Genomic DNA, 24,367 nt, shown 5'->3' on the forward strand with positions numbered 1-24,367 from the left:
AATTGTTGGTCGTTCCAACTGTAAGTTTCCGGTCAGCCCCTCTATCCGGCGGCCAAGTTTTGAAGAGTAGGCTAAACCGCGTCCTCAAACCTCTTTGCCGCCAAACCACTCCCTTGGAGAACGGTTATCGGATTGCTACAGTACCCGGTTGGGCAACGGCATCGCCAGAACGGCGAAAAGGCGGCATTCCCAATCAGGTTGCGCGATCATAGCACCGTTTTCCGGATAAACTCTGTGAAATTTGCGTGATTAATTGCGCTGAATCACGTTCCGAAACAAGCCAAACAGATTTCGACTCGCTATTTATCAAGCAAATCAAACGGTAACGCAAGCCGGCGAAATCCGTGACCGACAAGATTTTTTTCGTTTCGGCCGGCCGATCGGAAAGCCGGATCGGCCAAATCGGAAATCGGTTACAACGCCAAACTGCGCTCCAGATTGGTTTGCAATGCCGCCAAAAAAGCCTCGGTGGTTAAATATTGCGAATCGTCGACCGCGTCGCCATGTATGCATACCGCCAAATCTTTGGTCATCAGCCCGGACTCGACGGTATCGACGCAGACCTTTTCCAGCGTGTGGCAAAAATCGATCAGTTGAGCGTTGCCGTCCAGTTTGCCGCGAAAGGCCAGGCCGCGGGTCCAGGCGAAGATCGACGCGATCGGATTGGTCGAAGTCTGCTTACCCTGCTGGTGCATCCGGTAATGGCGAGTAACGGTGCCGTGTGCGGCTTCGGCCTCCATGATCATACCGTCCGGCGTTACCAGCGTCGAAGTCATCAACCCCAGCGAACCGAAACCTTGGGCGACGGTATCCGATTGCACGTCGCCGTCGTAATTTTTACAGGCCCAGACGAAAGCGCCGTTCCATTTCAGGGCCGACGCGACCATATCGTCGATCAATTTGTGCTCGTAAACAATACCTTTGGCGGCGAATTGGGCTTTGTATTCGGTTTGGTAAATGTCTTCGAAAATGTCCTTGAAGCGGCCGTCGTATTTTTTCAGGATGGTGTTTTTGGTGGACAGGTATAACGGCCAGCCCCGGTCCAGCGCGACGTTGAAACAGCTACGGGCGAAGCCGGCGATCGATTCGTCGGTGTTGTACATCGCCAGCGCCACGCCGTCGCCGGCGAAATGGTAGACCTCGTAGCTTTGTTCAGGGCCGCCGTTGTCCGGTTTAAAACTGATCGTCAATTTGCCTTTGCCCTTGGTGACAAAATCGGTGGCGCGGTATTGGTCGCCGAAGGCATGCCGGCCGATACAAATCGGCTGGGTCCAGTTCGGCACCAGCCGCGGCACGTTTTTGCAGATGATAGGTTCGCGAAACACGGTACCGTCCAGGATGTTGCGGATCGTGCCGTTCGGCGATTTGTACATTTTTTTCAAACCAAACTCTTCGACACGGGCTTCGTCCGGCGTAATCGTCGCGCATTTGATGCCGACGCCGTGTTTTTTAATAGCGTTGGCGGCATCGATTGTCACCTGGTCGTCGGTGGCGTCACGGTGCTCGATACCCAAGTCGTAATATTCGATCGGCAAATCCAGATAAGGCAGGATCAATTTGTCCTTGATGAAACGCCAGATAATCCTGGTCATCTCGTCGCCGTCGATTTCCACTACCGGATTATTCACCTTTATTTTCTGCATACCCTGCTCCTGACGCATTACTAATCGAGCTCGCAGTATAACGCCGTCTCTCCGAATCGGCGCCTGACAAGTTCACAGTTAATCGTCGAAGTCAATTGTCAATTGGTCTATACTGGCTCCGCCGCGTCGGCTGACCATTGTGCAAGGCTTTGTAATATTGGGCTTTTTGCAAGTTAACTAGTTAACAAGCGGACTCGGCTAATCCCGATAATAATAAAAAAATCTTTCTCGAGGAGGTATCAATGGCCGGTCCGGATTTAGATTACGAAGCCATCATCATCGGCAGCGGCTTCGGCGGCTCCATCAGTTTTTGCCGCTTGGCGCAGAAATGGGGCAGCAAGGTCTTGCTGTTGGAACGCGGACGGCGCTACCCGATGGCGTCTTTCGCCCGCTCGCCGAAACAAATTGCCGACAGCTTCTGGAGCATCGACGGCAACGCGGTGAAGCGGCCCAAGCACATTCAGGATAAGAAGTTGCGGGGGCTGTTCGACATCCGCAACTACAAAAAAATGGATGCGGTGATTTCGGCCGGCCTGGGCGGCGGCTCGCTGATTTATGCCAACGTGTTTTTGGAGCCACCGGCCCAAGTCTTCGAACAAGGCTGGCCCGCGGCGATAAACCAAGACACGCTAAAGCCCTACTATCAGGTGGCCAAGCAAGTGCTTGGCGCGCGGCCGGTACCGTCCTGGCAATCCGATCCGCGCCGCCAAATCGTCCGCACCGAACTGTTTCAGGAATTCGCCGCCCACGACAACCGCACCAGTAAGCTGGCCGACATTTGCGTATTTTTCGGCAACGATTACAGCTACAACGGCCGGGAGCAACCACTGGCCATCGGCCTCCAGGAGAAAAACCGCTACGGCGCCACTCAAACCTCCTGCACCTACTGCGGCGAGTGCGATATCGGCTGCAACACCCATTCCAAGAACACACTGGACCTGAACTACCTGTACGCCGGCGAACACCACCACGGCGGCCAGATCCAGACCGACCGCCAAGCCGAGAAAATCGTCCCGCTCGGTGCCGACGGCCGCGACGACCCGCAAGCGGGCGGCGAACACGGCTATCGGGTTGAGTTCCGCGATCTGGAAGCAGACACATTGCAAAGCGTTACCGCGCGGCGCGTGGTCGTATCGGCCGGCACCTTCGGCACCAACGAGCTATTGCTGCGCTGCCGCGACGTATTCGGCACGTTGCCGAAATTAAGCGCGCAACTGGGCCGCTGGTTTTCCGGCAACGGCGATTTTCTGTCGTTCGCAATCGAAGGCAAAAAGGAAGCCGATCCGAACTATGGCCCGGTGATAACCCAATACACCGACTACCACCTGTTCGACCGTTTCCAGCGCGACCGGGCCTTCATACTGGAAGACGCCTCTTACCCGGCCACACTGGCTTGGTATATCGAAGGCGCCTTCCCCACCAGTCTGTTGCGCAAACTGGTCCGTGCGGCGAAGGCATTCATTGCCTGGCTGAAAAAATATCTGGTCAACGGTATCTGGAACGGCTCGCTGGGCTTTTCGCTGCACGAAATCCTGAAAGACGACTTGCCTTCGAAAAGCGGCGTGCTGCTCTGCATGGGATTGGATAACGGCGACGGCACCCTGACCCTGAACCAAGAAGGCCGCATCGACCTGGACTGGCCGCAAGACACCAGCATGGGCCTGTATCAGGCCATTCTCGACACCGGCAAACGCTTTAACGCCTTTATCAAAGGCAAGCTGTTTTTGCCATTGCCGACTTGGGAATTGCCGGTCAAACACAACGTAACGGTGCACCCGTTGGGCGGCTGTATCCTGGCCGACTCGGCGGAGAAAGGCGTGGTCTCCGCCGACCCGCTCAGCCGGGGCCAGGCCTTCGGTTACCAAGGCCTGTACATAGCCGACGGCTCCATCCTGCCAAGCGCAGTCGGCGCCAATCCGATCGCCACCATTTCCGCTACTGCCGAGTGGATTGCCGAAGGCATCACCGGCATCTCACCCGACGCCAGCCTGGGCGTGTAGCCCCATCGCCAGAGGACACAGACATGACTGACTCCACCGCAAAAACTTCGTTCGAATTCACCGAAGAAATGAAAGGCTACCTCAGCCCCGGCCAAACTGCATTTCAAGACGGTTACGACCAAGGCAAGACCGACGGCCATTACTTCATGTTTCATCTGACCATCCAGAGCGATGATCTGGATACGTTTTTGGATAACGATCGCCACCAGGCCGCCGCCATCGGCTGGGTGGAGGGCGACCTGGTCGGCGGCCGTCGCACTGTCGACCAGGGCGTGTTCAACCTGTTCGTCGACAGTGCCGACGCCAACCGCAAACAAATGCTGTACCGGCTGTTTTTCACCGACAGCAACGGCCAAAAGCTGACGCTGAGCGGCGCCAAACAAATCCAGGACAATGTCGGGCCGGATCTGTGGGCCGACACCACGACCTTGTTCACCAACCTGTTCAAAGGCCACGTCGAAGCCGACCAGGAAGCCAAAGCCAAGGTCTACGCCACCGGTATCCTGCACATCGAGATCATGGACTTCGCCAAACAATTGACCACGATCCGCGCCAGCGGCGATACCTTAGCCGACCGGCTGCACGCCGTGGAACGCTTCGGCGGCTTTTTCCTCGGCGCCTTGTGGGAAGTCTATAAACCGGCGCTGACGCCGAAAATGGGCGCCTTCGTCCGCGAAATTCCGTTGTATACGCTGGAAGGCGTCAAGGATGCCGAAGTCTCGACCCACCCGTTCACCACCGCCGACCGACTGGGCTTGAGCCTGTTGCGCTTCAAGCGGGCGCCGAGCAAAGACGTGGTGGTTCTGGTTCCGGGCCTGACTGCCGCCAGCGACATGTTCATCATGCCGGAACATTACAACCTGACCAGCTATCTGCTGGACCAGGGCTTTACCGACGTCTGGACCCTGGACGGCCGAATCAGCAACCGCTACTCGTACAACCTGCAACGCCACCGCTACAACGTCGACGATCTGGCCTTGTACGACATGCCGGCGGCGATCTCTACCGTGCGCCAAGCCGTCGGTCCGGATGCGCGGATCCATGTGATCAGCCATTGCTTCGGTGCGCTGGCCTTCAGCATGAGCCTGTTCGGCAAAGCCGTCACCGGCATTCGCAGCCTGATCGCCAACGGCGTATCGCTGACGCCGTGCGTGCCGCTGCCGGCCAAGATCAAACTGTACTTGGGGCCGTTGGCCGCCGATTACATTTTGGGCGTGGATTATCTGAATCCGCATTGGCGGCGCGACCCCGGCTTCGGCGCCGGCAAATTGCTGGCGATGGCGATCTCGGCCTTCCACCACGAATGCGATTCGCCGGAATGCCACATGCTGAGTTTCATGTGGGGCTGGGGTTTTCCGGTACTTTACAAACACGAGAATCTGCACGACGTCACCCACCGCCGCTGCGGCGACCTGTTCGGCGGCAGCTCAGTCAATTACTACCGCCACGTGTTGAAGATGGTCAACGCCGGCAACACCGCCGTCAAGTACCTGCCCAACGAACCGCGCTACCGCAGCCTGCCGGACAACTATCTGGCCGACGCCGCCGACATCCAGACCCCGTGCCTGCTGGTCGCCGGCCAGGACAACGCTCTGTTCCGCGATTCCAACATCGTCTGCCACCAGCGCCTGGAAAAAATCGTACCGGGCCGCCACGAACTGGCCGTGATTCCGGACTACGGCCATGCCGACGTCATCATGGGTAAGAACGCCGCGCAAGACGTGTTTCCGCGCTTCGTGGAATTTTTGAACAAACACCGGAATTGAGGCATACGACCATGGCAATCACCCAAGAAGATCTGCAGCTGACGCTGGATACGCTGCAACCGGCAACGTCCGGTTCCGGCACGGCCTCGAACCGGCTCTGCGTCGTAATTAGCGACGTCCATTTCACCGACGGCACGGTCGGCACCCAAAGCGCCGAAGAAACAGTCTGGGCCGATTTTTTCTCCGACCTGGCCGACACCTGCGAAAACCAGCACATCGACCAATTGACGCTGATATTGGACGGCGACGTGGTGGATATGATCCGCACCTCGGTTTGGGCCAAAGCCGGAGTTTACCCGTGGCAACGCAGCAAGCCGGAATTCAAGGAATGCCTGCATAAGATCATGGACGGGATTCTGCTTCTGCATGACCGGCCACCGGCAAAAGGCGAGCATTCAGGCGGTTTTTTCTACCACCTGAAAGCTCTTCCCAACCAATTGCGCGAGACCCAAAAAACCAAACGCAAGCCCAGTGCCGATACCACGCCTACGACGGTGGAAGTGCTGGTATTGCTCGGCAACCACGACAAGGAAATATTCGCCGATCCCGATATTCTGAAGCGGTTTTACGAAGACTGTCTGGGGCAGCCGCTTGGCGAACTGACACCGGCATACCGGGCCTGGATCGGCAACATGTACTTCGGCGACCCCGATCGCTTTACCGCAGCCGACAGCGTGCCGTGGCTGCCGTTTTACTGGGGTGACACCGATTTGCGACTGTTCGTCACTCACGGCCAGTGGCGCGACCGGGCCAATTGTCTAGCCATCGCCGCCACCGACGGCCTGCCGGGTTGGAACACCCAGGACGGATGGGCAGCAAAAACCTGGCAAAAGCTGAATTACCGGCCGTTCACCGAAGCCTGTTTCGGCGATACCGTGGCGGCCGGCGTATTATCCACCTTTATCTGGCGCAGCAAGGATGAGCTGGAGAAAGCATTCAAAACGCCCGCGGCAGCCCCGCCCGATCTGGCCCGCATCACCCGGATTTTGGACGAGTTGGACCTGTACCGACCCAGTTCGGCCGCAGTAAGCCGGATACTGCACGAAACCAGCCGTTCGTCGACCGACGCCAGGATTCGCGACATCATCGAAAACCAGCTGTTCCGCGCCTTGAAGGACTGGCTGAATTGGGACTATACCCTGGCCAGCGCTCCAAGCTCGCAACGCCTGGGTTTGACGCTGGCCAGATACTGGTTGAAATTCACCGAATCATTCCTGATGTACCGCATTCAATTGCAGTTCGTGCGTGGCGTCCTGAAAGTGCTGGACTGGCTGGAACGAATCCGGCCTAGCTCGGTGTACAGCGAGGACGGCGCCAGTTTGAAAAACTTGCTGGCCTTTCCGACCTTTCAAGAAGCACTATTGCAACAGGGCTTCCAAATCCACGGCGAGGGGCATACCCATATCCCGCTGCAAGCCGAGGCCGACATCGACAGCCCGACCCGCAAGAACTTCACCTACGTCAATTTCGGCGCCTGGCGCGACCAAATCGTCGACAAGGAAAACGGTGGTTACCGCCGGCGCGGCATCGGCCGTTCGCTTTACGTGTTGAATCTGCAAAAACAGGCGGAATACCGTTATTTTGTCAGCGATAACCTCAACTGGAGCGACCAAATGGACAAACTCGACTAATGTAAGCCTGTTTATCCGACACAGACCGGCCGCAGTTCAAGGCTGCCCGGCCGGCCTGTGTTAGAATCGGGCCGATGCATGAATTAGAAACCTTCAAGCTGATCGAACGGATCAGCGCCATACTGCGTTCGGAAGAACGCCGAAAATACGCAACCATCGGCTTACAACCGGTCCACGGCCAGGTTCTGGAATATTTGGCCCGCTGCAACCGCTACAGCAATACGCATACGGCGGTTGCCGAATATCTGGGCCTGACCAAGGGCACCGTGTCGCAGAGCATCCAAATTCTGGAACGCAAACAGTATTTGGAAAAGTCGGTCGACACGCTGGACGGCCGTATCTTCCATTTAAGCCTGACTGCCAGCGGCAAACGCTTGGTCGACGAATTGAAGCCGCTGGACATCTTCAAGCAAGCCGAATCGCGTATCAGCCGCCAGGAAGTGGACAGTGTGGGCGAGGCCTTGCAAAATGCGCTAGGCTTATTGCAAAAAGTCAACCAATCCAAAAGTTTCGGTTTATGCCGTTCCTGCCATTATTTCCGAGTGGAACAGCACCATTACCAGTGCGGCTTGACCGAACAACCGCTAGACCGGGATGATACCGACAAGATTTGCCGAGACCATTTACCGACACCCAACCCCTTTATTGACCACGAGTGATGACCATGTTCGATCCCAAAGCCATTGATAATTTAGCCGAGCGCATCGCCGGCGCCATTCCGCCCGGCCTGACCAACCTGAAGGACGATGTCGAAAAAAACGTCCACGCCTTGCTGCAAAGCGGCTTGGCAAAACTGGATCTGGTCAGCCGCGAAGAATTCGAAGTACAAAAGGCCGTGTTGGCGAAAACCCGCGCCCGCCTGGAAGAGCTGGAACAACGCATCGCCGAACTGGAACAGCGCCTGTCGCCAGAATAAGCGATGTCGCTGGCCGTGGTTTACAGCCGGGGCCGGTCCGGCATCGACGCACCGTTGGTAACGGTGGAGGTCCACGTCAGCAACGGTTTGCCGGCGCTGAACATCGTCGGCTTGCCGGAAACCGCGGTGAAGGAAAGCAAGGATCGGGTACGCGGCGCGATCGTCAACTCGCATTTCGAATTTCCGATCCAACGCATCACAGTCAATCTGGCGCCGGCCGACCTTCCCAAAGAAGGCGGCCGCTTCGATTTGGCTATCGCCTTGGGGATTTTGGCCGCGTCCGGCCAGATCCCGAAGAATTCGTTGGCCGAATACGAGTGCATCGGCGAATTGTCGCTGGGTGGCGAGCTACGGCCGATACCCGGCGCCTTGCCAGTGGCGATTCATTGCCGCGACGCCCATAGGCAACTGATTCTGCCAGTTGGCTGCGTTGCCGAGGCGAGTTTAATCAAAGACGCCGGCTTATTGCCGGCCGCACATTTGCTGGAAGTTTGCGCGCATTTGAGCGGACACAAGCCAATCGAACCGCCCGCCCCGAGCACAATCGGCACCGCCGCGGCCTTTGTAGTCGACTTCGCCGACGTTCACGGCCAGTACCACGTCAAACGGGCGTTGGAAATCGCGGCCAGCGGTCAACATAATCTGCTGATGCTCGGCCCGCCAGGCACCGGCAAATCGATGCTGGCAGCGCGACTGCCGACCATTCTGCCGGAACTGACCGAACAACAAGCCCAGGAAACCGCCGCGCTCGCCTCGATCAGCGACCATGGTCTGGACATCGGCCGTTGGCGGCAACCGCCGTTTCGGGCACCGCATCATACCGCGTCCGCCGCAGCCCTGGTCGGCGGCGGCAGCAACCCCAAACCCGGCGAGATTTCGCTATCGCATAACGGCGCGCTGTTTTTGGACGAACTGCCCGAATTCGACCGGAAAGTGCTGGAAGTGTTGCGCGAACCGCTGGAAACCGGCCATATCACGATATCCCGCGCCAATCGCCAAGCCGATTTTCCGGCCCGATTCCAACTGATTGCGGCGATGAACCCCTGCCCGTGCGGCTATCTGGGCGACGCCTCCGGCCGCTGCCGCTGCACCTCGGAACAAGTCGCCCGCTACCGGGCGCGAGTCTCCGGGCCGTTGCTGGACCGGATCGACATGCACCTGGAAGTGCCGCGAGTTTCGCTGGAAATGTTGCGCAAAGGCGCGGCGGAAGGCGAGGAACGCAGTGAAACCATCCGCCGCCGGGTGGTCGCAGCCCGGCAAATCGCTGATGCCCGTAGCGGTAAATCCAACGCGGCACTGACCGCTGCCGAAGTCAAAGTCGTATGCAAACTGACGGACGCCGGCCACCAATTGCTGGAGCAGGCCATGGAGAAATTCGGCTTGTCGCATCGCGCCTACCATCGCATCCTGAAACTGGCCCGCACTATCGCCGACATAGCCGACGCAAAGACAATCGAAATCCCCCACCTCAGCGAAGCGATCGGCTACCGTAAACTGGACCGCAACCGCTAGCGCTTCAATCCTTCAACAATTGGTCGCGAATCGGTAACTCGCGGATGCGCTGGCCGGTGGCGGCGAAAATCGCATTGCACAAGGCCGGCGCGATCGGCGGCACGCCGGGTTCGCCGACGCCACCGAGCGGCGCGTCGTATTCCGCCGACGGCAGCAAATGCACCCGAATTTCGCGCGGGGCATCGTCGATCCGGGTCAATTGGTAGGTATGAAAATTATCCTGCACTACCGCACCGTCCTTGAAGCTGATCTCGCCCAGCGTCGCCAAGCTGACGCCCATGATGCAGGCCCCCTCCAATTGCGAGCGAATCCGTTCCGGATTGACTTGCGGCCCGCAATCCACGGCGATATCGACCCGCGGAATGCTGAGTTTGCCGCCGACATCGACGGCAACGTCAACCACCACCGCCACGTAGGTAACGAAGCTGTAATGCGCCGCCAGCCCCAAACCGCGGCCGGCTTGAGCCGGCCGGCCCCAGCCGGACTCGCGGCTTGCGGTTTCGATCACCCGCCGCAAACGCCCGGTATCCAGCGGATACAAAACCGGTGATTCGCCCTGGTTCCACATGTCTTTCAGGTCGCGCGGATCGATCCGGCGATCCGGGCCAAGCAGCTCCAGCAGAAAATCGCGGTGGTCGCGTCCGGCCGCGGCGGCCAGTTCGGCGACGAAGGATTGAATCGCGAACGCGCGCGGAATATTCGACACCGAACGAAACCAGCCGATCCGGGTATGCGCGGCGGCCGGCGGATTTTCGATCCGCAAGTTCGGAATCGCGAACGGGTTATTGATAACGCCCATGCCCAGTTCCACCGGCATCTGCTGTTTGCTGTCGGGACCGAAGGTCGACGAGATCGACGGCGCCGCGGTGCGGTGCAGCCAAGCCACCGGCTTGCCGGCGGCATCCAGGCCGGCCTCCAGCCGCTCCAGCGACACGGTATGGAAATAGGAATGGCGCAGATCGTCTTCGCGAGTCCAAGTCATCTTCACCGGCTTGCCGCGCATTGCCTTGGACAACAAAGCCGCTTCGATCACGTAGTCCGGTTTGGACTTGCGGCCGAATCCGCCGCCGAGCAGCGTGACGTGCACCGTGACTTTCGCCACCGGCAACTTCAACCATTTGGCGACGCGCTCGCGAGTCAGTTGCGGCGCTTGGGTGCAGGTCCAGACTTCGCAGGCGCCGTTGGCGATACGCACCGTCGCGGCCGGCGGCTCCATCGGCGCCTGCGCCAGATGCGGCGCGTAATATTCGGCTTCCAGGCGTTTGGCCGCATTTTGCAACGCTATATCCACGTCGCCCTCGTTCCGCACCACTTTGCCCGGCGCCCGCACCGCTGCCTCCAATTCGGCCTTGTAGGCGGCGGAATCGTAGCCGGCGTGCGGTCCGTGGTCCCATTCGATCTTCAAGGCCTTACGGCCCTGGATCGCCGCCCAGGTATTGCGCGCAATCACCGCAACGCCGCCCAGCGGATTGAAATCGGCCGGCAACGGACTGCTCGGCAACTCCACGACTTTAACCACGCCGGGGACTTTCAAGGCCGCGCTGGCGTCGTAGCTCACCACTTTACCGCCCAGCACCGGCGGCCGCGCGGCAACGGCATACAGCATATCTTTCAACTGAATATCGATACCGTATTGCGCCGCGCCGGACACAATGTCTCGACCGTCGTACAAACCTTGCTTGCCCTTGCCGATGTAACGAAACTGGTCGGCAGTTTTCAAGCGCAGACTATCGCGCGCCGGTACCGGCAACTTCGCGGCAGCCTTGGCCAATGCGCCGTAATCCAGGGTGCGGCCGGTCGGTATATGCAAAACGGCGTGGCGCTCGGCCCGCACTTCGCTGATCGTCACCCGCCAATGTCGGGCCGCTGCGGTTTCCAGCATCTGCCGAGCGGCGGCGCCAACCCGGCGCATCGGCTGAAAAAAGTGGCGGGTGCTGCGCGAGCCGTCGGTATCCTGGTTGCCGAAGCGCACCTCGTCGCCGGGCGCTTGCACCACCTTGACCCGCTCCCAATCGGCTTCCATTTCGTCGGCGACCACCATCGGCAGACTGGTGCGCACCCCCTGACCCATTTCCGAGCGGTGGCAGACGATGGTCACGGCGCCGTCGGCGGCAATCGCGACGAATACCAAAGGATTATCGACCCAGCCATGCGGCATCGCCTCGGCGCCGAACTTTTCGGCTTGCGCCGGTGCGGCGGTTTCGTCGGCTTGCAAAAGCTGCGGCACCCCGGCCGCCAACACCAAGCCGGTCAAGGCTAAATCCTTCAAAAACTCGCGGCGGCTGATGTTGGCAATTTCAAAGCCATCGATGTCGGCCGGGCTGACGCCGGAAGTCTCAAGATCCTGAGCCAAACGGTTCATGGCTGCACCTCCGCTTTAGCAGCGACCTGTTTGATCGCGGCCCTGATTCTAGGGTAGGTACCGCAACGGCAGATATTGCCGCTCATGGCTTTGTCGATGTCGGCATCGTCGGGCTGCGGCTTTTGCTTCAGCAATGCAGTCGCGGCCATGATCTGGCCCGATTGGCAATATCCGCATTGCGGCACGCACAGCTCAAGCCAGGTTTCTTGAACTTTTTTGCCGGTAGCGTCCTGACCGATGGCTTCGATCGTGACAATGGCTTTGCCCTCCGCTGCCGAAATCGGCGTTACACAGGCGCGGATCGGCTGGCCGTCCATATGTACGGTACAGGCTCCGCACATAGCGATACCGCAACCGAACTTGGTGCCGGTCAAGCCCAATTCGTCGCGTAACAGCCATAGTAGCGGCGTGTCTGGCGACAACTGGGTTTTTCGGCTTTTGCCGTTGATGTTAAGTATGGTCATCTGGCACTCCCCTGGGTTCGTTGGACGCGGTAAGAATCGTAGCTACACCGGAATTGGCCGAGGATGTTACACGCCGGCTTGCGGCCGGTAAAGGTCGGCGGATCAGGCCGGCGCTATGGCCCGACTCAGCGGCGAGCCGCTACCGCCGCGACGAATCGCGACCATTTCGCTGACGATGGACAAGGCGATCTCTTCCGGCGATTTCGCCGCCAAATCCAGGCCGGCCGGCGCTCTGACTGCGGCTAATGTAGCCTGGGAGAAGCCCTCGCCAGCCAGCCGATCCAGCACCAATTTCGCCCTTTTCCGGCTGGAAACCAGCGCGATGTAACAGGCTTGGGAATGCAACGCTTGGCTCAGCGCATCGTAATCGCCTTTGTGGTGGGTTGCGATCACAACGAAATCGCCAGAACCGGGCTGAAGTTGGCGGTAACGGACATCGTCATCGATCAGCCTGGTCGCAGCCGGGAAGCGGTCGGCGCAAGCTTGCGGGTCGTCGACGATCACGTCGAAGCCAAGCCGATGGGCAAATTCGCACACCGCCTCGACGATGCGGCCGTGGCCCAGCAACCAAAGCTGCGGCTTGGGCAGCACCGGCTCCACGTACACCCGCATCGCGCCGCCGCAAGGCATGCCGGCGCCGAATATTTCGTCGTTCAAATCGATATCGATCACGCACGGCTCTCCCGTTTTCAGACACTCCAATGCGGCTCGGGCCACCATGGACTGCGCGCAGCCGCCGCCAACCCAACCGGCCAAGACCTTGCCGTTGTGATCCAACAACGCCTTCGCCGCCGGCTTTGCCGATGACGAACCCAGAATTTCGGTGACGGTAGCCAAGGCATAAGGCTGGCGTTGTTTGCGCAACGAAAGTTGCAAGTCGAGTATGTCGGGAATCACGCGGTTTTTTATAGTTGGATAAGATCGGTCGGCGTATCGATATCGCGCAGAATACCGGGATCGGCGACTTCGACCAATTGCAATTGCGCCCGGTAGCGCTCGATTACGCTCTTCGCCCCGTTATCGCCATGCAAAGCGAGCAAATCGGCGACCAAATGCCGGGCAAATCCGACCGGATGGCCGCGCCGGCCTTGTCGGCAGGGAGCAGCGATTGCAGCGCCGTTTCGCAACGCATCCGCTACCGAAGCAACGGTTTGCGGCGCAATCCACGGCATGTCCGCTAACGCGACCAGCCAGGCATCGGCATCGGCGCTGGCCGCAACCCCGCAAGCCAAACTGGCGCCCATGCCGCTATCGGCTTCTGCGCAGACCACAACCCGAGCTCCAGCTGCTTTCAGCGCCTCGGCGACAATATCGGCCCCTGGACGCACCACGGCTAACACCCGATCCACGGCTTGACCTAAATTACGACACGCTTGCTCGGCAACGGCTGAGCCGTTGGGAAGGGTATAACTGAGTTTATCGCCGCCGAAGCGCCGGCTCGCTCCCGCCGCCAGTAGTATTCCGGTAATTTGCGCCATCCGCCGTTTAAGGTCGAGTCGAATCACATGCCATTCGCGGCACCTTAGCATTGGTCAGACAGGCAAGCAATAATTCGGCTGGGTTCAACTTTTGTTTGTAGGGTTGGTTTGCCACCGCTGCAAATTTTGCGAGGCAAAAAAAAGGCGTATCGCCGAAACGATACGCCCTGCTTTTCGATGCCGGCTAACGCTTACAACTTGTCAGCATTTTTGCTCAGATATTCAGCCACACCCGCTGGGTTGGCATTCATACCGGCATCGCCTTTGTTCCAACCAGCCGGGCAGACTTCGCCATGCTCTTCGTGGAATTGTAACGCATCCACCATGCGCAACATTTCGTCGAAGTTGCGGCCCAGCGGCAAATCGTTAACGACTTGGTGACGTACTACGCCGGCCTTATCGATCAGGAAGCTACCGCGATAGGCGACGCCGCCTTCGGATTCGACATCGTAGTCTTGTGCGATCGTGTGTTTCAGGTCGGCCGCCAGAGTATAACGGACCGGGCCGATACCGCCTTGGTTGACCGGAGTGTTACGCCAGGCGTTGTGGGTGAAATGCGAATCGATGGAAACGCCGATGACTTCGACGCCGCGGCTTTTGAATTCGTCGATACGGTGATCCAAAGCGATCAATTCGCTAGGGCAAACGAAAGTGAAGTCCAGCGGATAGAAGAAAAGTACCGCATACTTGCCACGAGTTGCTTCAGAAAAGCTGAAAGAATCAACAATTTGGCCATCGCCCAACACCGCAGGAACTGTAAAATCAGGGGCTTGCTTACCTACTAAAACGCTCATCGAATTTCTCCATATTTATTTATAAAACAGAAGGTTAAGACCTTTTTTCCGCCTCTGCGAGAAGGCTGAACCCTATTCTACACTAAAATAGTTGGTAATCGGCCAATAATCCCATCAAATTCCGCTTGCAAGACAGTAAATTTCGCGCTAACGTGTAATCCACGGCTTACATAAATAACAGACGGTCTGCGTACATTGTTATTCACCATTATGCGGGCTGTTGTCAAACACCTGGTTTACAACGTATGGCAAAAGTAAAACACATCACTGAACCCGACGCATTCGGCTTTCAAGTCCGCATCGTCCGCCGCGGCAAAGAGAGCAGCCGTTATTTTTCTCACAAATTGTGGGGCAGCAAAACCAAGTCACTGAAGGCCGCCATCACTTGGCGCGACCAGATGCTGGTGGTGCTGAAAGGCAGTAAGACCCGTTTCTTGAAACCGCCGAAAAATAAAACAACCACCGGCGTGACCGGCGTTTCCAGAACAATCAAATTCGACCATCGGAAGGACAAAAGCTATCTTTGTTACACGGTGTTCTGGGTCAAAGACAGCAAATCCCGCAACAAAACCTTCCAGGTAGGCAATGTCGAAACGGTCACTGCAGACGACGAATTGCATGCCTTCAGAACCGCTCGCCTGTTCCGTAGCTGCTACGAACACGCCATCGACCACGATGCGCAATTCGACGACAGCAAATTCGCCAACTGGAAAAAATTGCGGCTCTACGAAAACGAGATGCTGAACGCGGTCAACTGACCAAACTTGCGAGATCGGATCAGCCGATGCGCATGTCGATGCGCATCGATAAATCCACCGCTTTGATATTTTTGGTCAGTGCGCCGATCGAAATAAAATCGACTCCGGTCTCAGCGACACTACGGATATTTTGCAGCGTGATATTGCCGGAAGCTTCCAATTCGACTTGGCCTTGATTGCGACTGACCGCCGCCACCAGTTCCGCCACGCTAAAATTGTCCAACATCACCCTATCGGGCCTTGCGGCCAAAGCCTGCTCAAGCTCGTCCAGATTTTCCACCTCAACCTCTACCGGCACGTTTGCCTGACTCCTGGCTTCACGCACCGCTTCCGCTATGGACCCGGCGGCCAAAATGTGGTTTTCCTTGATCAAAATGGCATCGAACAAGCCGATCCGGTGATTGAAACAACCGCCGCACTGCACCGCGTATTTTTGCGCCAGCCGCAAGCCGGGCAAGGTTTTGCGCGTATCCAGCACCTTACAGCCGGTGCCCGCCACCGCATTGGCATATTCGCGGGCGACGCTGGCTGTGGCGGACAGGGTTTGCAGTAAATTCAGCGCAGTACGCTCTCCAGTCAACAGAGCTCTCGCCGGACCGCTCAGGCGGCAAAGTACCGTGTCGGCGGCCACCCAATCGCCGTCGCTAACCACCCATTCGATCATCAACTGCGGGCTAAGCCGTTCGAACACGGCATCGAACCAAGCGCCACCGCATAACACCATGCCCTCGCGAGTGACAACTGTCGCGCTAGCTTGTATCGCTTCGGGAATGATATTGGCGGTCAAATCGCCATCGCCGATATCTTCGGCTAAAAAGCGGTCAATTTCTGCAGGATCGGGTTGCATGGCGTATCGAATTGTCTGAAACGAAGCTACATTATAAACAAAGCCGTGACCGAGGTTCGGTCTGGCGCTGTACAATGCCGCGATTGCCTGAGCGAGATCGATGAAAATTCAAGACCATTACCTGGACCAAGCCCACCAAGTCCCATCGCCGAACTGCGACGACAGGCCTGATGCGCAAGACATCTCGCTACTGGTCATTCACTGCATCAGCTTGCCGCCGGAACAATTCGGCGGCCCCTATATCGATCAATTGTTCTGCAACCAGCTGGACCCCGACAGCGATCCTTATTTCCAGGCAATTTACCAACTGCAGGTGTCCGCTCACTTGCTGATCCGTCGCGACGGCAGCATCCGGCAATATGTACCCTTCAACCGCCGCGCCTGGCATGCCGGAGTTTCGAATTATCAAGGCCGCGAACGGTGTAACGATTTCTCTATCGGTATCGAGCTGGAAGGCTCGGTAACCCAACCTTACACCGACGCGCAGTACATACAATTAGCCAAAGCAGTCAAAACCTTACTGGCAACCTACCCTGGCTTATCGGCGCAAAGAATTGCCGGCCACAGCGACATTGCCCCGCTACGCAAGGCCGACCCCGGCCCATTGTTCGACTGGCAACGTTTTTACGATTTACTGAACTGACGCAATAGCCGAGTCGCTGCCGAAACAGCTAGTCGGAGGGCGGCGCCAAATGCACCGATTTCATGATGTCCAGCAATTCCTGATACTGGGTTTGCAACGGCCCCAACTCGGCTTCCAATTGGGCGATACTTTCCGCCAAACCGCCTTTGGATTCGTTAATTTTGCGCAGCATGATCAACCGACTTTCGATCTGCTTTTTGTGGTCTTTGATCTGGTGCATCAACGGCGACAATACGCTGTTGCTCCAGGTTACGGCGTCGCGTTGCGCCTGCTGCAATATGTTGCGGGCTTTGGCGATCAGCGTGCTGTAAAGCTTGTTTACCACGACGCTCTGCTCAGTCATCGTCGTTCGGGCGCTATTGCGAAACGCCTCGCCTTCCTCGAAAATCTGCTCCAATTCAAATTGATGCTGTTTGATCGAAAACAGCTGCGGCTCGATTTCCTTGAAACCGTATTCGTCCTGGAATTTCTTGTGAATTGCCTTGATCAGGCGCCGGGTCTCCTCGGTTAAATCCACCGAATCCTGCAATAAGTCGCGCAACTCGTCGAACAACTTGCGCATGTTCTGTTTCATGCCGTAGGTAGTCAGGCTTTTGCTCATATCCTCTTTGGTACGGCGAATGATCTCGTCGATTTTCTCTTTTGCGAACGAATCGATCAGCATTTTCGCCTGAACGGCAAACACTTTGCGACTGGCCTGAAAGTTCTCGATATTCGCCATATAAGTGTTTTGCCGATCGCGGGTTTCCGCCATCAACTTGCCGGTCAACTCCTGATTTTCGAAATCGACCTGCTTGAATTCTTCCAACTGCTTCTGGGCGTGATTGATCTTGGCATCCATCAGCTTGACCGATTCGCTGATCAAGAAACCGATCTCTTTGTCCACAACGCCTTTCAGGATATCGCGACGCTGATTCAAAATGTCTTCGGAAAGGTAGTTCTCCAATTGCCGCAGCCGACTTTTTTCCAACAAGGCTTCGTCGCCTTTGACTTTTGCCAGCAATGCCTGCTTGGCGGACACCGGGAAAATCACGTCTTTTTCCAGGTTTAGAATTGTCGCCGACGTTTCGATCTGCTTCTGGATCGCGGCTTCGTAACCGGTTTCTCCGGCCAAGTCGTCCCACATCGAATCGATTTTATTCATCACCACCGCTAAGCCCTGGCGACGGTTACCGCGGGAACTGCAAACGTGGCTCTTCCACATTTCCAAATCGCTTTTGGTCACACCGGTATCGGCCGCCAACACGAAAACGATGGCCTGGGCGCTGGGCAACATGCTCAGGGTCAACTCCGGCTCGGTACCCAATGCGTTAAGGCCTGGGGTATCCAGAATACACAATCCCTCCTTCAGCAAGGGATGCGGAAAGCTGATCATCGCGTGACGCCAGCACGGGACTTCCACGGCTTCCGGGTTGATGATGCCCTGTTCGGCGGCTTCGCGTTCGTTCCAGAGCCCGAGTTTGTCGGCCATATCCTTGGACACTTTTTTGGTCGCAATCAACTCGCGGAAGGCTTCCTGCATCTGGGTTGGCGAGTCGCAATTCAAATCGATTTGGGTCCACCGATCCGGGTTACGCTTGTAGTCCATCAGCGAAATGTCTTCCAAACGGCTTTCAATATTCAACAACCGGATGTAACTGCCGCCTTTCTCGTCCCAAAACAATTCGGTGGGCGACATCGTCGTGCGCCCCGGCGAGGACGGCAGCAGGCGTACGCCGGTTTCGGCGAAGAATAGTGAGTTGATCAATTCGGTTTTGCCGCGGGAAAACTCGGCGACGAACGCCAGCGTCACACGGTCGTTATGCAAGCCCTGCAAAATATTCAGCAACGTATCGGTGCTTTGCGGGTCGTTAAACCGATACCGATTGCGCCAGTCGCGATACATCTCGATGCCTTGAATCAGTTGTTCACGCCAATGCGTGTATTCGTGCAACTGTTCTTTAAATTCCAGAGTTCTCATTGCTCGCCTTTGTGCTGACTGTACTCGATGTAAGGGCTAATAATAACGGCTAAGTGTAGACCAATAATCCACAAGCATTTCGCCGGTAACTCGCGTCGCGGCTCAAATTCCGTATTGTTGGCGGTAAGCGCGAATCACCGGCAATTTCCCGGCAAATGCCGGCTCTTGATTAATAAACTCGATGATGTCCGCCAAACCGATAATTGCCAGCACCGGAATATCGAATTGAGCCGAGACTTCCTGCACTGCCGACAATTCGTTCTGGCCTTTTTCCTGGCGGTCCAACGCGATAACCACGCCGGCCACAGTGGCGCCGGCCGCACGAATAATGTCTACCGATTCCCGCACCGAAGTCCCGGCGGTAATCACGTCGTCCAGAATCCAGACCTTGCCTTGCAGTGGTGCACCGACCAGGGTGCCGCCCTCGCCATGGTCTTTGGCTTCTTTGCGGTTAAAGGCAAACGGAATATCCGCTTTTAACCGGGAATAAGCGATCGACGTCGTGCTGACCAACGGGATGCCCTTATACGCCGGGCCGTACAGCACATCGACTTCGACCCCGGCGTTAATCAAGGTTTGCGCGTAAAATTGGCCCAACTTATCGAGTTGGGCGCCGGTATTGAATAAACCGGTATTAAAAAAATAAGGGCTGATCCGCCCCGACTTTAATTGAAATTCGCCGAATTTCAGTACACCGCACGCCAAAGCGTACTGAATAAACTGTTTCTGGTAATCGAGCATGGTAGGAATATTACGAGTTAGTGGCATTGTTGCCCGGGCCTTGAATTCCGTTCGGGCTGAGCATGTCAAGTTAGAACCGCCTTGGGCTTAGAACTGCTCAGCCCGAACGGGATACTAGTAACAAAAGATCCGGGCTGCCAATTATAACCGCACCCCTTTAATCGATAAATTTTTCTAGGACCAAATCCAACAGATCCCAGCCTCGCTCGGTACAAGCGTAGTGGTTTTCTTGTCGACTCAAAAGGCCTTGCTGCAGACATAGCGACAATCCAGGCTGCAAGCTGACTGCCGTTAATCCGGTGGCTGCGCGAAAGTGCGCCAAATCGAAACCGGCTTTCAAGCGCAATTGATTCATCAAGAACTCCAGTGGCAATTGGCCGACCGCTATCGGCTCCGCGATTGCCGTCCAATCGCGGCGCAAATACTGCTCCGGACTCCTTGGTTTGACGGTACGTACGATATCGTCCGGCAAACGGCGACTGATTTTGCCGTGGGCGCCGGCGCCAATCCCCAAGTAATCGCCGAATTGCCAATAGTTTTTATTGTGGCGGGATTGCCGTCCAACCTGGGCGTAAGCCGAAACTTCGTACTGTTGAAAACCGTGATCTGCTAATAAGCTCTGGCAACGCTTCTGCGCGGCGAATATCTCGTCGCCGTCCGGCAATTGCGGCGGAAATTTGTGGAAGTAGGTATTGGGTTCCAACGTCAACTGATAAAACGAAATATGCGTCGGCGCCAGATTGATCGCGGTTTGCACATCAGCCAGCATCTGGTCGGGACTTTGTTCCGGCAAACCGAACATCAGATCCAGATTGAAATTGTCGAACCCTGCCTGAATCGCAATCTCCGATGCCGCCATGGCTTCCGCGGAGGAGTGTACCCTTCCCAGAACTTGTAAGTGACGGTCAGAAAAAGTTTGGATGCCCACAGACAAGCGGTTGATGCCCAAAGCGCGGAATTCGGCAAATTTGGCGCTCTCGAAGGTTCCCGGATTGGCTTCGAGCGTGATCTCGCAATCGGTGGCCAGCCCTGCCAGCTCTCTTATCCCGGCGAACAAGCGGTTGAGCGCGTCCGGCGAAAACAAGCTGGGTGTACCTCCGCCCATAAAAATACTTGCGATTTCGCGCGGCGTTGCCAGCAAATTCAAATCCGCTTGCAAGTCGGCCAGCAAGGCATCGACGTAAAGCTGTTCAGGGATTGGTTGTTTGACGGCGTGGGAATTGAAGTCGCAATAAGGACATTTGCGGATGCACCACGGAAAATGAATGTACAGACCTAAGGGTAGCAAAGGTGTATGCCTTACCAAACCCCGGTATTCGCCATAGAGACCCAGGGCTCTTGCGGGGGCAACGCGGCGCCTTTTTGCAGCAACTCGATGGAAATCTGGTCCGGCGAACGAATGAAGGCCATAAAGCCATCCCGCGGCGGGCGGTTGATGGTGACACCTTGATCCGCCAGCTTTTGGCAGCTTGCGTAGATGTCGTCGACTTCGAACGCCAGATGGCCGAAATTGCGGCCGCCGGTGTAATCCTCAGCATCCCAGTTATAGGTCAATTCCAACAGTGGAGCACCGTTCGCGCCGCCGCGTTCCCGATCTAACGGCGCAGCCAAATACACTAAAGTAAACCGGCCTGACTCGTTATCCAGCCGCCGAATTTCCGTCAAACCCAGCTTATTGCAATAAAAATCCAGCGATTCGGCAAGGTCTCGCACCCTCACCATAGTGTGTAAATAACGCATGCTTACGGTCCCGGCAATAAAACGGCAATTATGACCGAGACGGAAACGAAATTTGTATTTTTTGAACGGATTTACTTGCCGTATTGCTCGATCAGGCCGGCGATCGCTTGCAACGGCACTTCTTGCTGCACAGCGCCCAACTTCACCGCTTCTCTGGGCATGCCGTAGACCACGCAGGTTTTTTCATCCTGGCCTGCTGTGCGGGCTCCGGCCGAGTGCATTTCTTTCAAACCGCGCGCGCCGTCGTCCCCCATACCGGTCATAATGATTCCAAACGCATTTTTACCGGCCCATTTCGCTACCGAACGAAACAACACATCCACCGACGGCCGATGCCGATTGACCAACGGCCCGTCCTGGACTTCGACCACGTATTGGGCACCACTACGCAATATCGACATATGTTTGCCGCCCGGTGCAATCAAGGCCCGCCCCGGTATTACCCGGTCACCGCTGACGGCTTCTTTGACTTCAATTTCGCAAATACTGTTAAGTCGGGCGGCAAAGGCGCCGGTAAACTTCTCCGGCATATGCTGTACGATCACAATTCCCGGCGCGATCCGGGACAACTGAGTCAAAACCACTTCCAAAGCCTGGGTTCCGCCGGTCGACGTGCCGATTGCAACCAGCCGGTCGGTAGTGGCAGCCATCGCCGAGGCATGCCCGACGCCTACCGTTCCGGTTGCGGCCGAGTCCATGGTTTTCACCGGCTTCGCGTGAGAGGCCATCGTCATCGCTTTCATGCGCCGCATATCGGTCATTGCCGCTGCTTTGACGGCGTGAACGATATCGCCGCAGTCGTCCTCCAAAAACGACTTTAAGCCGGCTTTCGGTTTGGTCACGATACCGGTAGCGCCTGCAGACAGCGCTTGCATCGTCGTCTCGGCACCTTTTTCAGTCAACGTCGAGCAAATTACCACCGGCGTCGGCCTAACCGACATAATCTTCTTCAGGAAGGTAATACCGTCCATTCGCGGCATTTCCACATCCAGCACAACCACATCAGGCCAGTCCTGATTCATTTTTGCCATCGCAAAAATCGGGTCGGATACCGAACCGATGACATCGATATCGGCCGACTTACTTAGAATTTGCGTCAACACTTGGCGCACAACCGCCGAATCGTCGACGATCAGCACTCTGATTTTCTTCTCGCTCATATTCTCACTCGCTCAAGCCCCTTTCGAAACGTGCTTCATCCAGACATGGCCGCTCCACAAATCGAAAATCACATTGCGGTGACCGGTTCCGCCCAAGTGCTCCGCTTTGATCTTAAAGCCATGATGTGCCAGCAATTCCCTAGCGGCTATCACATTGTTATCGGAAACGCTGAGCCGGTTAGGCTTGGCTTGTCCGGGGAACTGGTCCCCTCCGCCGAACACTTTTACTTCGTAATCCTTTGGCGAAGTTTTGGACTTCCGCAACTCATGCATAAACATCAATACCGCTTCATCTGCGTAACGCCCGTCCAACTCGTTGGACCGTTGCTGGCGCCGGCTTCCCGGCAACATAAAATGGCACATGCCGCCGATATGCAATGCGGGGTGCCACAATGTGATTGCAACGCAAGAACCCAAAACCGTGCGAATTCTGGTCTCCCTGTCGCCGAAATACAGTTCCCCCGGTTGTAAAAAAATCTCCAGAAAAAATTCCGGCTTGCTCATGCCTCTCCTAAAATCAAGCTTCTACCGGCTTGCGGTAGATGGATGGCGTCACTATCTGCAAATCGGTTTTCATACCGTTCAACGATTCGGAGTGGCTGACGTAAAAGTAACCACCCGGCAACAAATATTTAGTAATTCGCTCAAGCAAACGTTGTTTGGTTTCCATATCGAAGTAAATCATGACATTACGTAGAAAAATCACGTCGAACATCTCCATCTTGGGCAAGTTTCCAATCAAATTGGCATAGATAAATTTGACATGCTTGCGCAAAGCCGGATCGATCAAAAAATATCCGTCGAACTCGCCGGTACCTTTCAAACAATATTTTTTAAGCAACGATGGCGGAATCTTTTCCGAGCCGTGAGTTGGATACAATCCCCGCCTGGCCTTCTCCAAAATCCGGTTGGAAATGTCGGTCCCGACGATTTCCCATGGCCCTAGCCGGGCATGATCGGCCAACAACATCGCCAAGGTGTAAGCTTCCTCACCGCTCGAGCTGGCCGCACTCCAGACTCTGAACGTCCTACTAGGCGAGTGATTCGGCAGAATATGCTGAGTCAAGTATTCGAAATGCTTGGGTTCACGAAAAAAATACGTTTCGTTCGTGGTCAATAAATCGATCGCCATCGTGGTTTCGTTTTCGAATCCTGGCCGGCCGAACAAACGAAAATATTCGGTATAGCTGGTCAAGCCATGATGGCGTAGGCGTTTTTCCAAACGCCCAACCACCATCGCCTGCTTATTGTCGTTGAGCACGATTCCCGCGCGCTTGTATAAAAAATCCTTGATCCAGACAAACTCATGTTGTTGCAAGACAGGAGCCGACCCGGATTGATGACTAATGGCCGCCATTGCGTCCTCCCTAATCGGCTATTCCTTCCTGAGCAAACCCGGAAACCGTCTGCCCCAGTGCGGCCATTTCATCCACCGATAGCACTTTGTTAACGTTCAACAAAATTACGAAACTGCTATCGCACTTTGCCATGCCATTAATGAAATCCGGCCGGATACCGGCGCCGAAACTTGGCGGTGGTTCGATATCCTGATTACCGATATCCACCACCTCGTTGACCGCGTCGACGATGATGCCGATATCCTGGCTATGCTCGTCTTCCTGGTCGCTCGTTGCCGTCTCGACGATCACGATACCGGTACGCTTGGCAATTTGAGTTGCACCTTTGCCGAATCGGGCCAACAAGTCGATTACCGGCACCACGCTACCGCGCAGATTGATCACGCCGCGTACAAAAGACGGCATCATCGGTACTTCGGTCAGTTGGCCGTAATCGATAATTTCCTTGATATTCAAAATCCCCAGCGCGTAAACCTCGCCGCCAAGGACAAATGTCAAATACTGGCCTGCAGTAGCTACGGACTCTACTGCCACCGGCAGTTGGCTTGATGTTGTCGCGATTGCACCCATGCCGACCTCCTAGAAACGTTCGAA

Annotated in this window: 23 protein-coding genes; 8 read left to right on the plus strand and 15 right to left on the minus strand. The window is 56.3% G+C overall.

Annotated features, from left to right (window positions below; genetic code table 11):
- Positions 1-413 precede the first annotated feature (413 nt).
- Positions 414-1,643 carry an NADP-dependent isocitrate dehydrogenase gene (locus C2U68_RS19365; RefSeq protein WP_140914113.1) on the minus strand — a complete coding sequence of 410 codons (1,230 nt, stop codon included), beginning with the start codon at positions 1,641-1,643 and terminating at the stop codon, positions 414-416.
- Between the two features lie 242 nt (positions 1,644-1,885).
- On the opposite strand from C2U68_RS19365, the gene C2U68_RS19370 reads away from it, so the two are divergent.
- The 6 genes from C2U68_RS19370 to C2U68_RS19395 all read left to right on the plus strand — a co-directional run bounded on the left by C2U68_RS19370 (position 1,886) and on the right by C2U68_RS19395 (position 9,468).
- Positions 1,886-3,643 (plus strand): GMC family oxidoreductase N-terminal domain-containing protein, encoded by a 1,758-nt coding sequence (locus tag C2U68_RS19370; protein WP_140914114.1) that lies wholly within the window; start codon positions 1,886-1,888, stop codon positions 3,641-3,643.
- 23 nt (positions 3,644-3,666) lie between these two features.
- The gene (locus C2U68_RS19375; RefSeq protein ID WP_140914115.1) at positions 3,667-5,409 is read left to right on the plus strand and encodes an alpha/beta fold hydrolase; all 1,743 of its coding nucleotides are present in this window, start codon (positions 3,667-3,669) and stop codon (positions 5,407-5,409) included.
- Between the two features lie 11 nt (positions 5,410-5,420).
- Positions 5,421-7,040 (plus strand): hypothetical protein, encoded by a 1,620-nt coding sequence (locus C2U68_RS19380; RefSeq protein WP_140914116.1) that lies wholly within the window; start codon positions 5,421-5,423, stop codon positions 7,038-7,040.
- Between the two features lie 74 nt (positions 7,041-7,114).
- A complete protein-coding gene (locus C2U68_RS19385) occupies positions 7,115-7,699 on the plus strand; it encodes a MarR family winged helix-turn-helix transcriptional regulator (protein ID WP_140914117.1) in 585 nt (194 codons plus the stop codon).
- Between the two features lie 5 nt (positions 7,700-7,704).
- A complete protein-coding gene (gene ubiK, locus C2U68_RS19390) occupies positions 7,705-7,956 on the plus strand; it encodes a ubiquinone biosynthesis accessory factor UbiK (protein WP_140914118.1) in 252 nt (83 codons plus the stop codon).
- Positions 7,957-7,959: 3 nt separating this feature from the next.
- Complete coding sequence (locus C2U68_RS19395; protein ID WP_140914119.1) at positions 7,960-9,468, plus strand: YifB family Mg chelatase-like AAA ATPase; 1,509 nt, start codon at positions 7,960-7,962, stop codon at positions 9,466-9,468.
- A gap of 4 nt (positions 9,469-9,472) precedes the next feature.
- On the opposite strand, the gene C2U68_RS19400 is transcribed toward C2U68_RS19395, so the two are convergent.
- The 5 genes from C2U68_RS19400 to C2U68_RS19420 form a co-directional block, all read right to left on the minus strand.
- On the minus strand, positions 9,473-11,830 hold the full coding sequence (locus C2U68_RS19400; RefSeq protein ID WP_140914120.1) for a xanthine dehydrogenase family protein molybdopterin-binding subunit: 2,358 nt from the start codon (positions 11,828-11,830) through the stop codon (positions 9,473-9,475).
- Positions 11,827-12,294 carry a (2Fe-2S)-binding protein gene (locus C2U68_RS19405; RefSeq protein WP_140914121.1) on the minus strand — a complete coding sequence of 156 codons (468 nt, stop codon included), beginning with the start codon at positions 12,292-12,294 and terminating at the stop codon, positions 11,827-11,829. Before C2U68_RS19405 ends, C2U68_RS19400 begins: the two co-directional genes overlap by 4 nt.
- Before the next feature lie 102 nt (positions 12,295-12,396).
- Positions 12,397-13,191, minus strand: a complete 795-nt coding sequence (locus tag C2U68_RS19410) for an XdhC family protein (protein ID WP_140914122.1) — start codon at positions 13,189-13,191, stop codon at positions 12,397-12,399.
- Positions 13,192-13,199: 8 nt separating this feature from the next.
- Positions 13,200-13,799: an NTP transferase domain-containing protein gene (locus C2U68_RS19415; protein WP_260839411.1), complete on the minus strand. Its 600-nt coding sequence runs from the start codon at positions 13,797-13,799 to the stop codon at positions 13,200-13,202.
- A 164-nt stretch (positions 13,800-13,963) separates the two neighbouring features.
- Positions 13,964-14,566, minus strand: coding sequence for a peroxiredoxin (locus tag C2U68_RS19420; RefSeq protein WP_140914123.1), 603 nt, complete (start codon positions 14,564-14,566; stop codon positions 13,964-13,966).
- Positions 14,567-14,811: 245 nt separating this feature from the next.
- Between C2U68_RS19420 and C2U68_RS19425 the strand changes: the two genes are divergently transcribed.
- The gene (locus tag C2U68_RS19425) at positions 14,812-15,324 is read left to right on the plus strand and encodes a hypothetical protein (RefSeq protein ID WP_140914124.1); all 513 of its coding nucleotides are present in this window, start codon (positions 14,812-14,814) and stop codon (positions 15,322-15,324) included.
- 19 nt (positions 15,325-15,343) lie between these two features.
- Here the strand turns inward: C2U68_RS19425 and nadC are convergent, their stop codons facing one another.
- Positions 15,344-16,171: a carboxylating nicotinate-nucleotide diphosphorylase gene (nadC, locus tag C2U68_RS19430; protein ID WP_140914125.1), complete on the minus strand. Its 828-nt coding sequence runs from the start codon at positions 16,169-16,171 to the stop codon at positions 15,344-15,346.
- A 100-nt stretch (positions 16,172-16,271) separates the two neighbouring features.
- On the opposite strand from nadC, the gene ampD reads away from it, so the two are divergent.
- A complete protein-coding gene (ampD, locus tag C2U68_RS19435; RefSeq protein ID WP_140914126.1) occupies positions 16,272-16,814 on the plus strand; it encodes a 1,6-anhydro-N-acetylmuramyl-L-alanine amidase AmpD in 543 nt (180 codons plus the stop codon).
- A gap of 28 nt (positions 16,815-16,842) precedes the next feature.
- Here the strand turns inward: ampD and C2U68_RS19440 are convergent, their stop codons facing one another.
- From C2U68_RS19440 to C2U68_RS19470, 8 genes are all read right to left on the minus strand, one after another.
- Positions 16,843-18,774: a dynamin family protein gene (locus C2U68_RS19440; RefSeq protein ID WP_140914127.1), complete on the minus strand. Its 1,932-nt coding sequence runs from the start codon at positions 18,772-18,774 to the stop codon at positions 16,843-16,845.
- 102 nt (positions 18,775-18,876) lie between these two features.
- Complete coding sequence (pyrE, locus tag C2U68_RS19445) at positions 18,877-19,515, minus strand: orotate phosphoribosyltransferase (protein ID WP_140914139.1); 639 nt, start codon at positions 19,513-19,515, stop codon at positions 18,877-18,879.
- Positions 19,516-19,672: 157 nt separating this feature from the next.
- A complete protein-coding gene (hemW, locus tag C2U68_RS19450; RefSeq protein WP_186289676.1) occupies positions 19,673-20,803 on the minus strand; it encodes a radical SAM family heme chaperone HemW in 1,131 nt (376 codons plus the stop codon).
- Positions 20,804-20,814: 11 nt separating this feature from the next.
- Positions 20,815-21,255 (minus strand): VOC family protein, encoded by a 441-nt coding sequence (locus C2U68_RS19455; RefSeq protein ID WP_140914129.1) that lies wholly within the window; start codon positions 21,253-21,255, stop codon positions 20,815-20,817.
- Between the two features lie 71 nt (positions 21,256-21,326).
- Positions 21,327-22,415 (minus strand): chemotaxis response regulator protein-glutamate methylesterase, encoded by a 1,089-nt coding sequence (locus C2U68_RS19460; protein WP_186289677.1) that lies wholly within the window; start codon positions 22,413-22,415, stop codon positions 21,327-21,329.
- 12 nt (positions 22,416-22,427) lie between these two features.
- A complete protein-coding gene (locus C2U68_RS21345; protein WP_186289678.1) occupies positions 22,428-22,919 on the minus strand; it encodes a chemotaxis protein CheD in 492 nt (163 codons plus the stop codon).
- Between the two features lie 13 nt (positions 22,920-22,932).
- Entirely contained in the window at positions 22,933-23,772 is an 840-nt protein-coding gene (locus C2U68_RS19465) for a CheR family methyltransferase (RefSeq protein WP_140914130.1), read from the minus strand.
- 10 nt (positions 23,773-23,782) lie between these two features.
- Positions 23,783-24,343, minus strand: a complete 561-nt coding sequence (locus C2U68_RS19470) for a chemotaxis protein CheW (RefSeq protein ID WP_140914131.1) — start codon at positions 24,341-24,343, stop codon at positions 23,783-23,785.
- Between the last annotated feature and the right edge of the window lie 24 nt (positions 24,344-24,367).

The sequence above is a fragment of the Methylomonas koyamae genome (assembly GCF_006483455.1).
Lineage (GTDB): Bacteria > Pseudomonadota > Gammaproteobacteria > Methylococcales > Methylomonadaceae > Methylomonas > Methylomonas koyamae_B.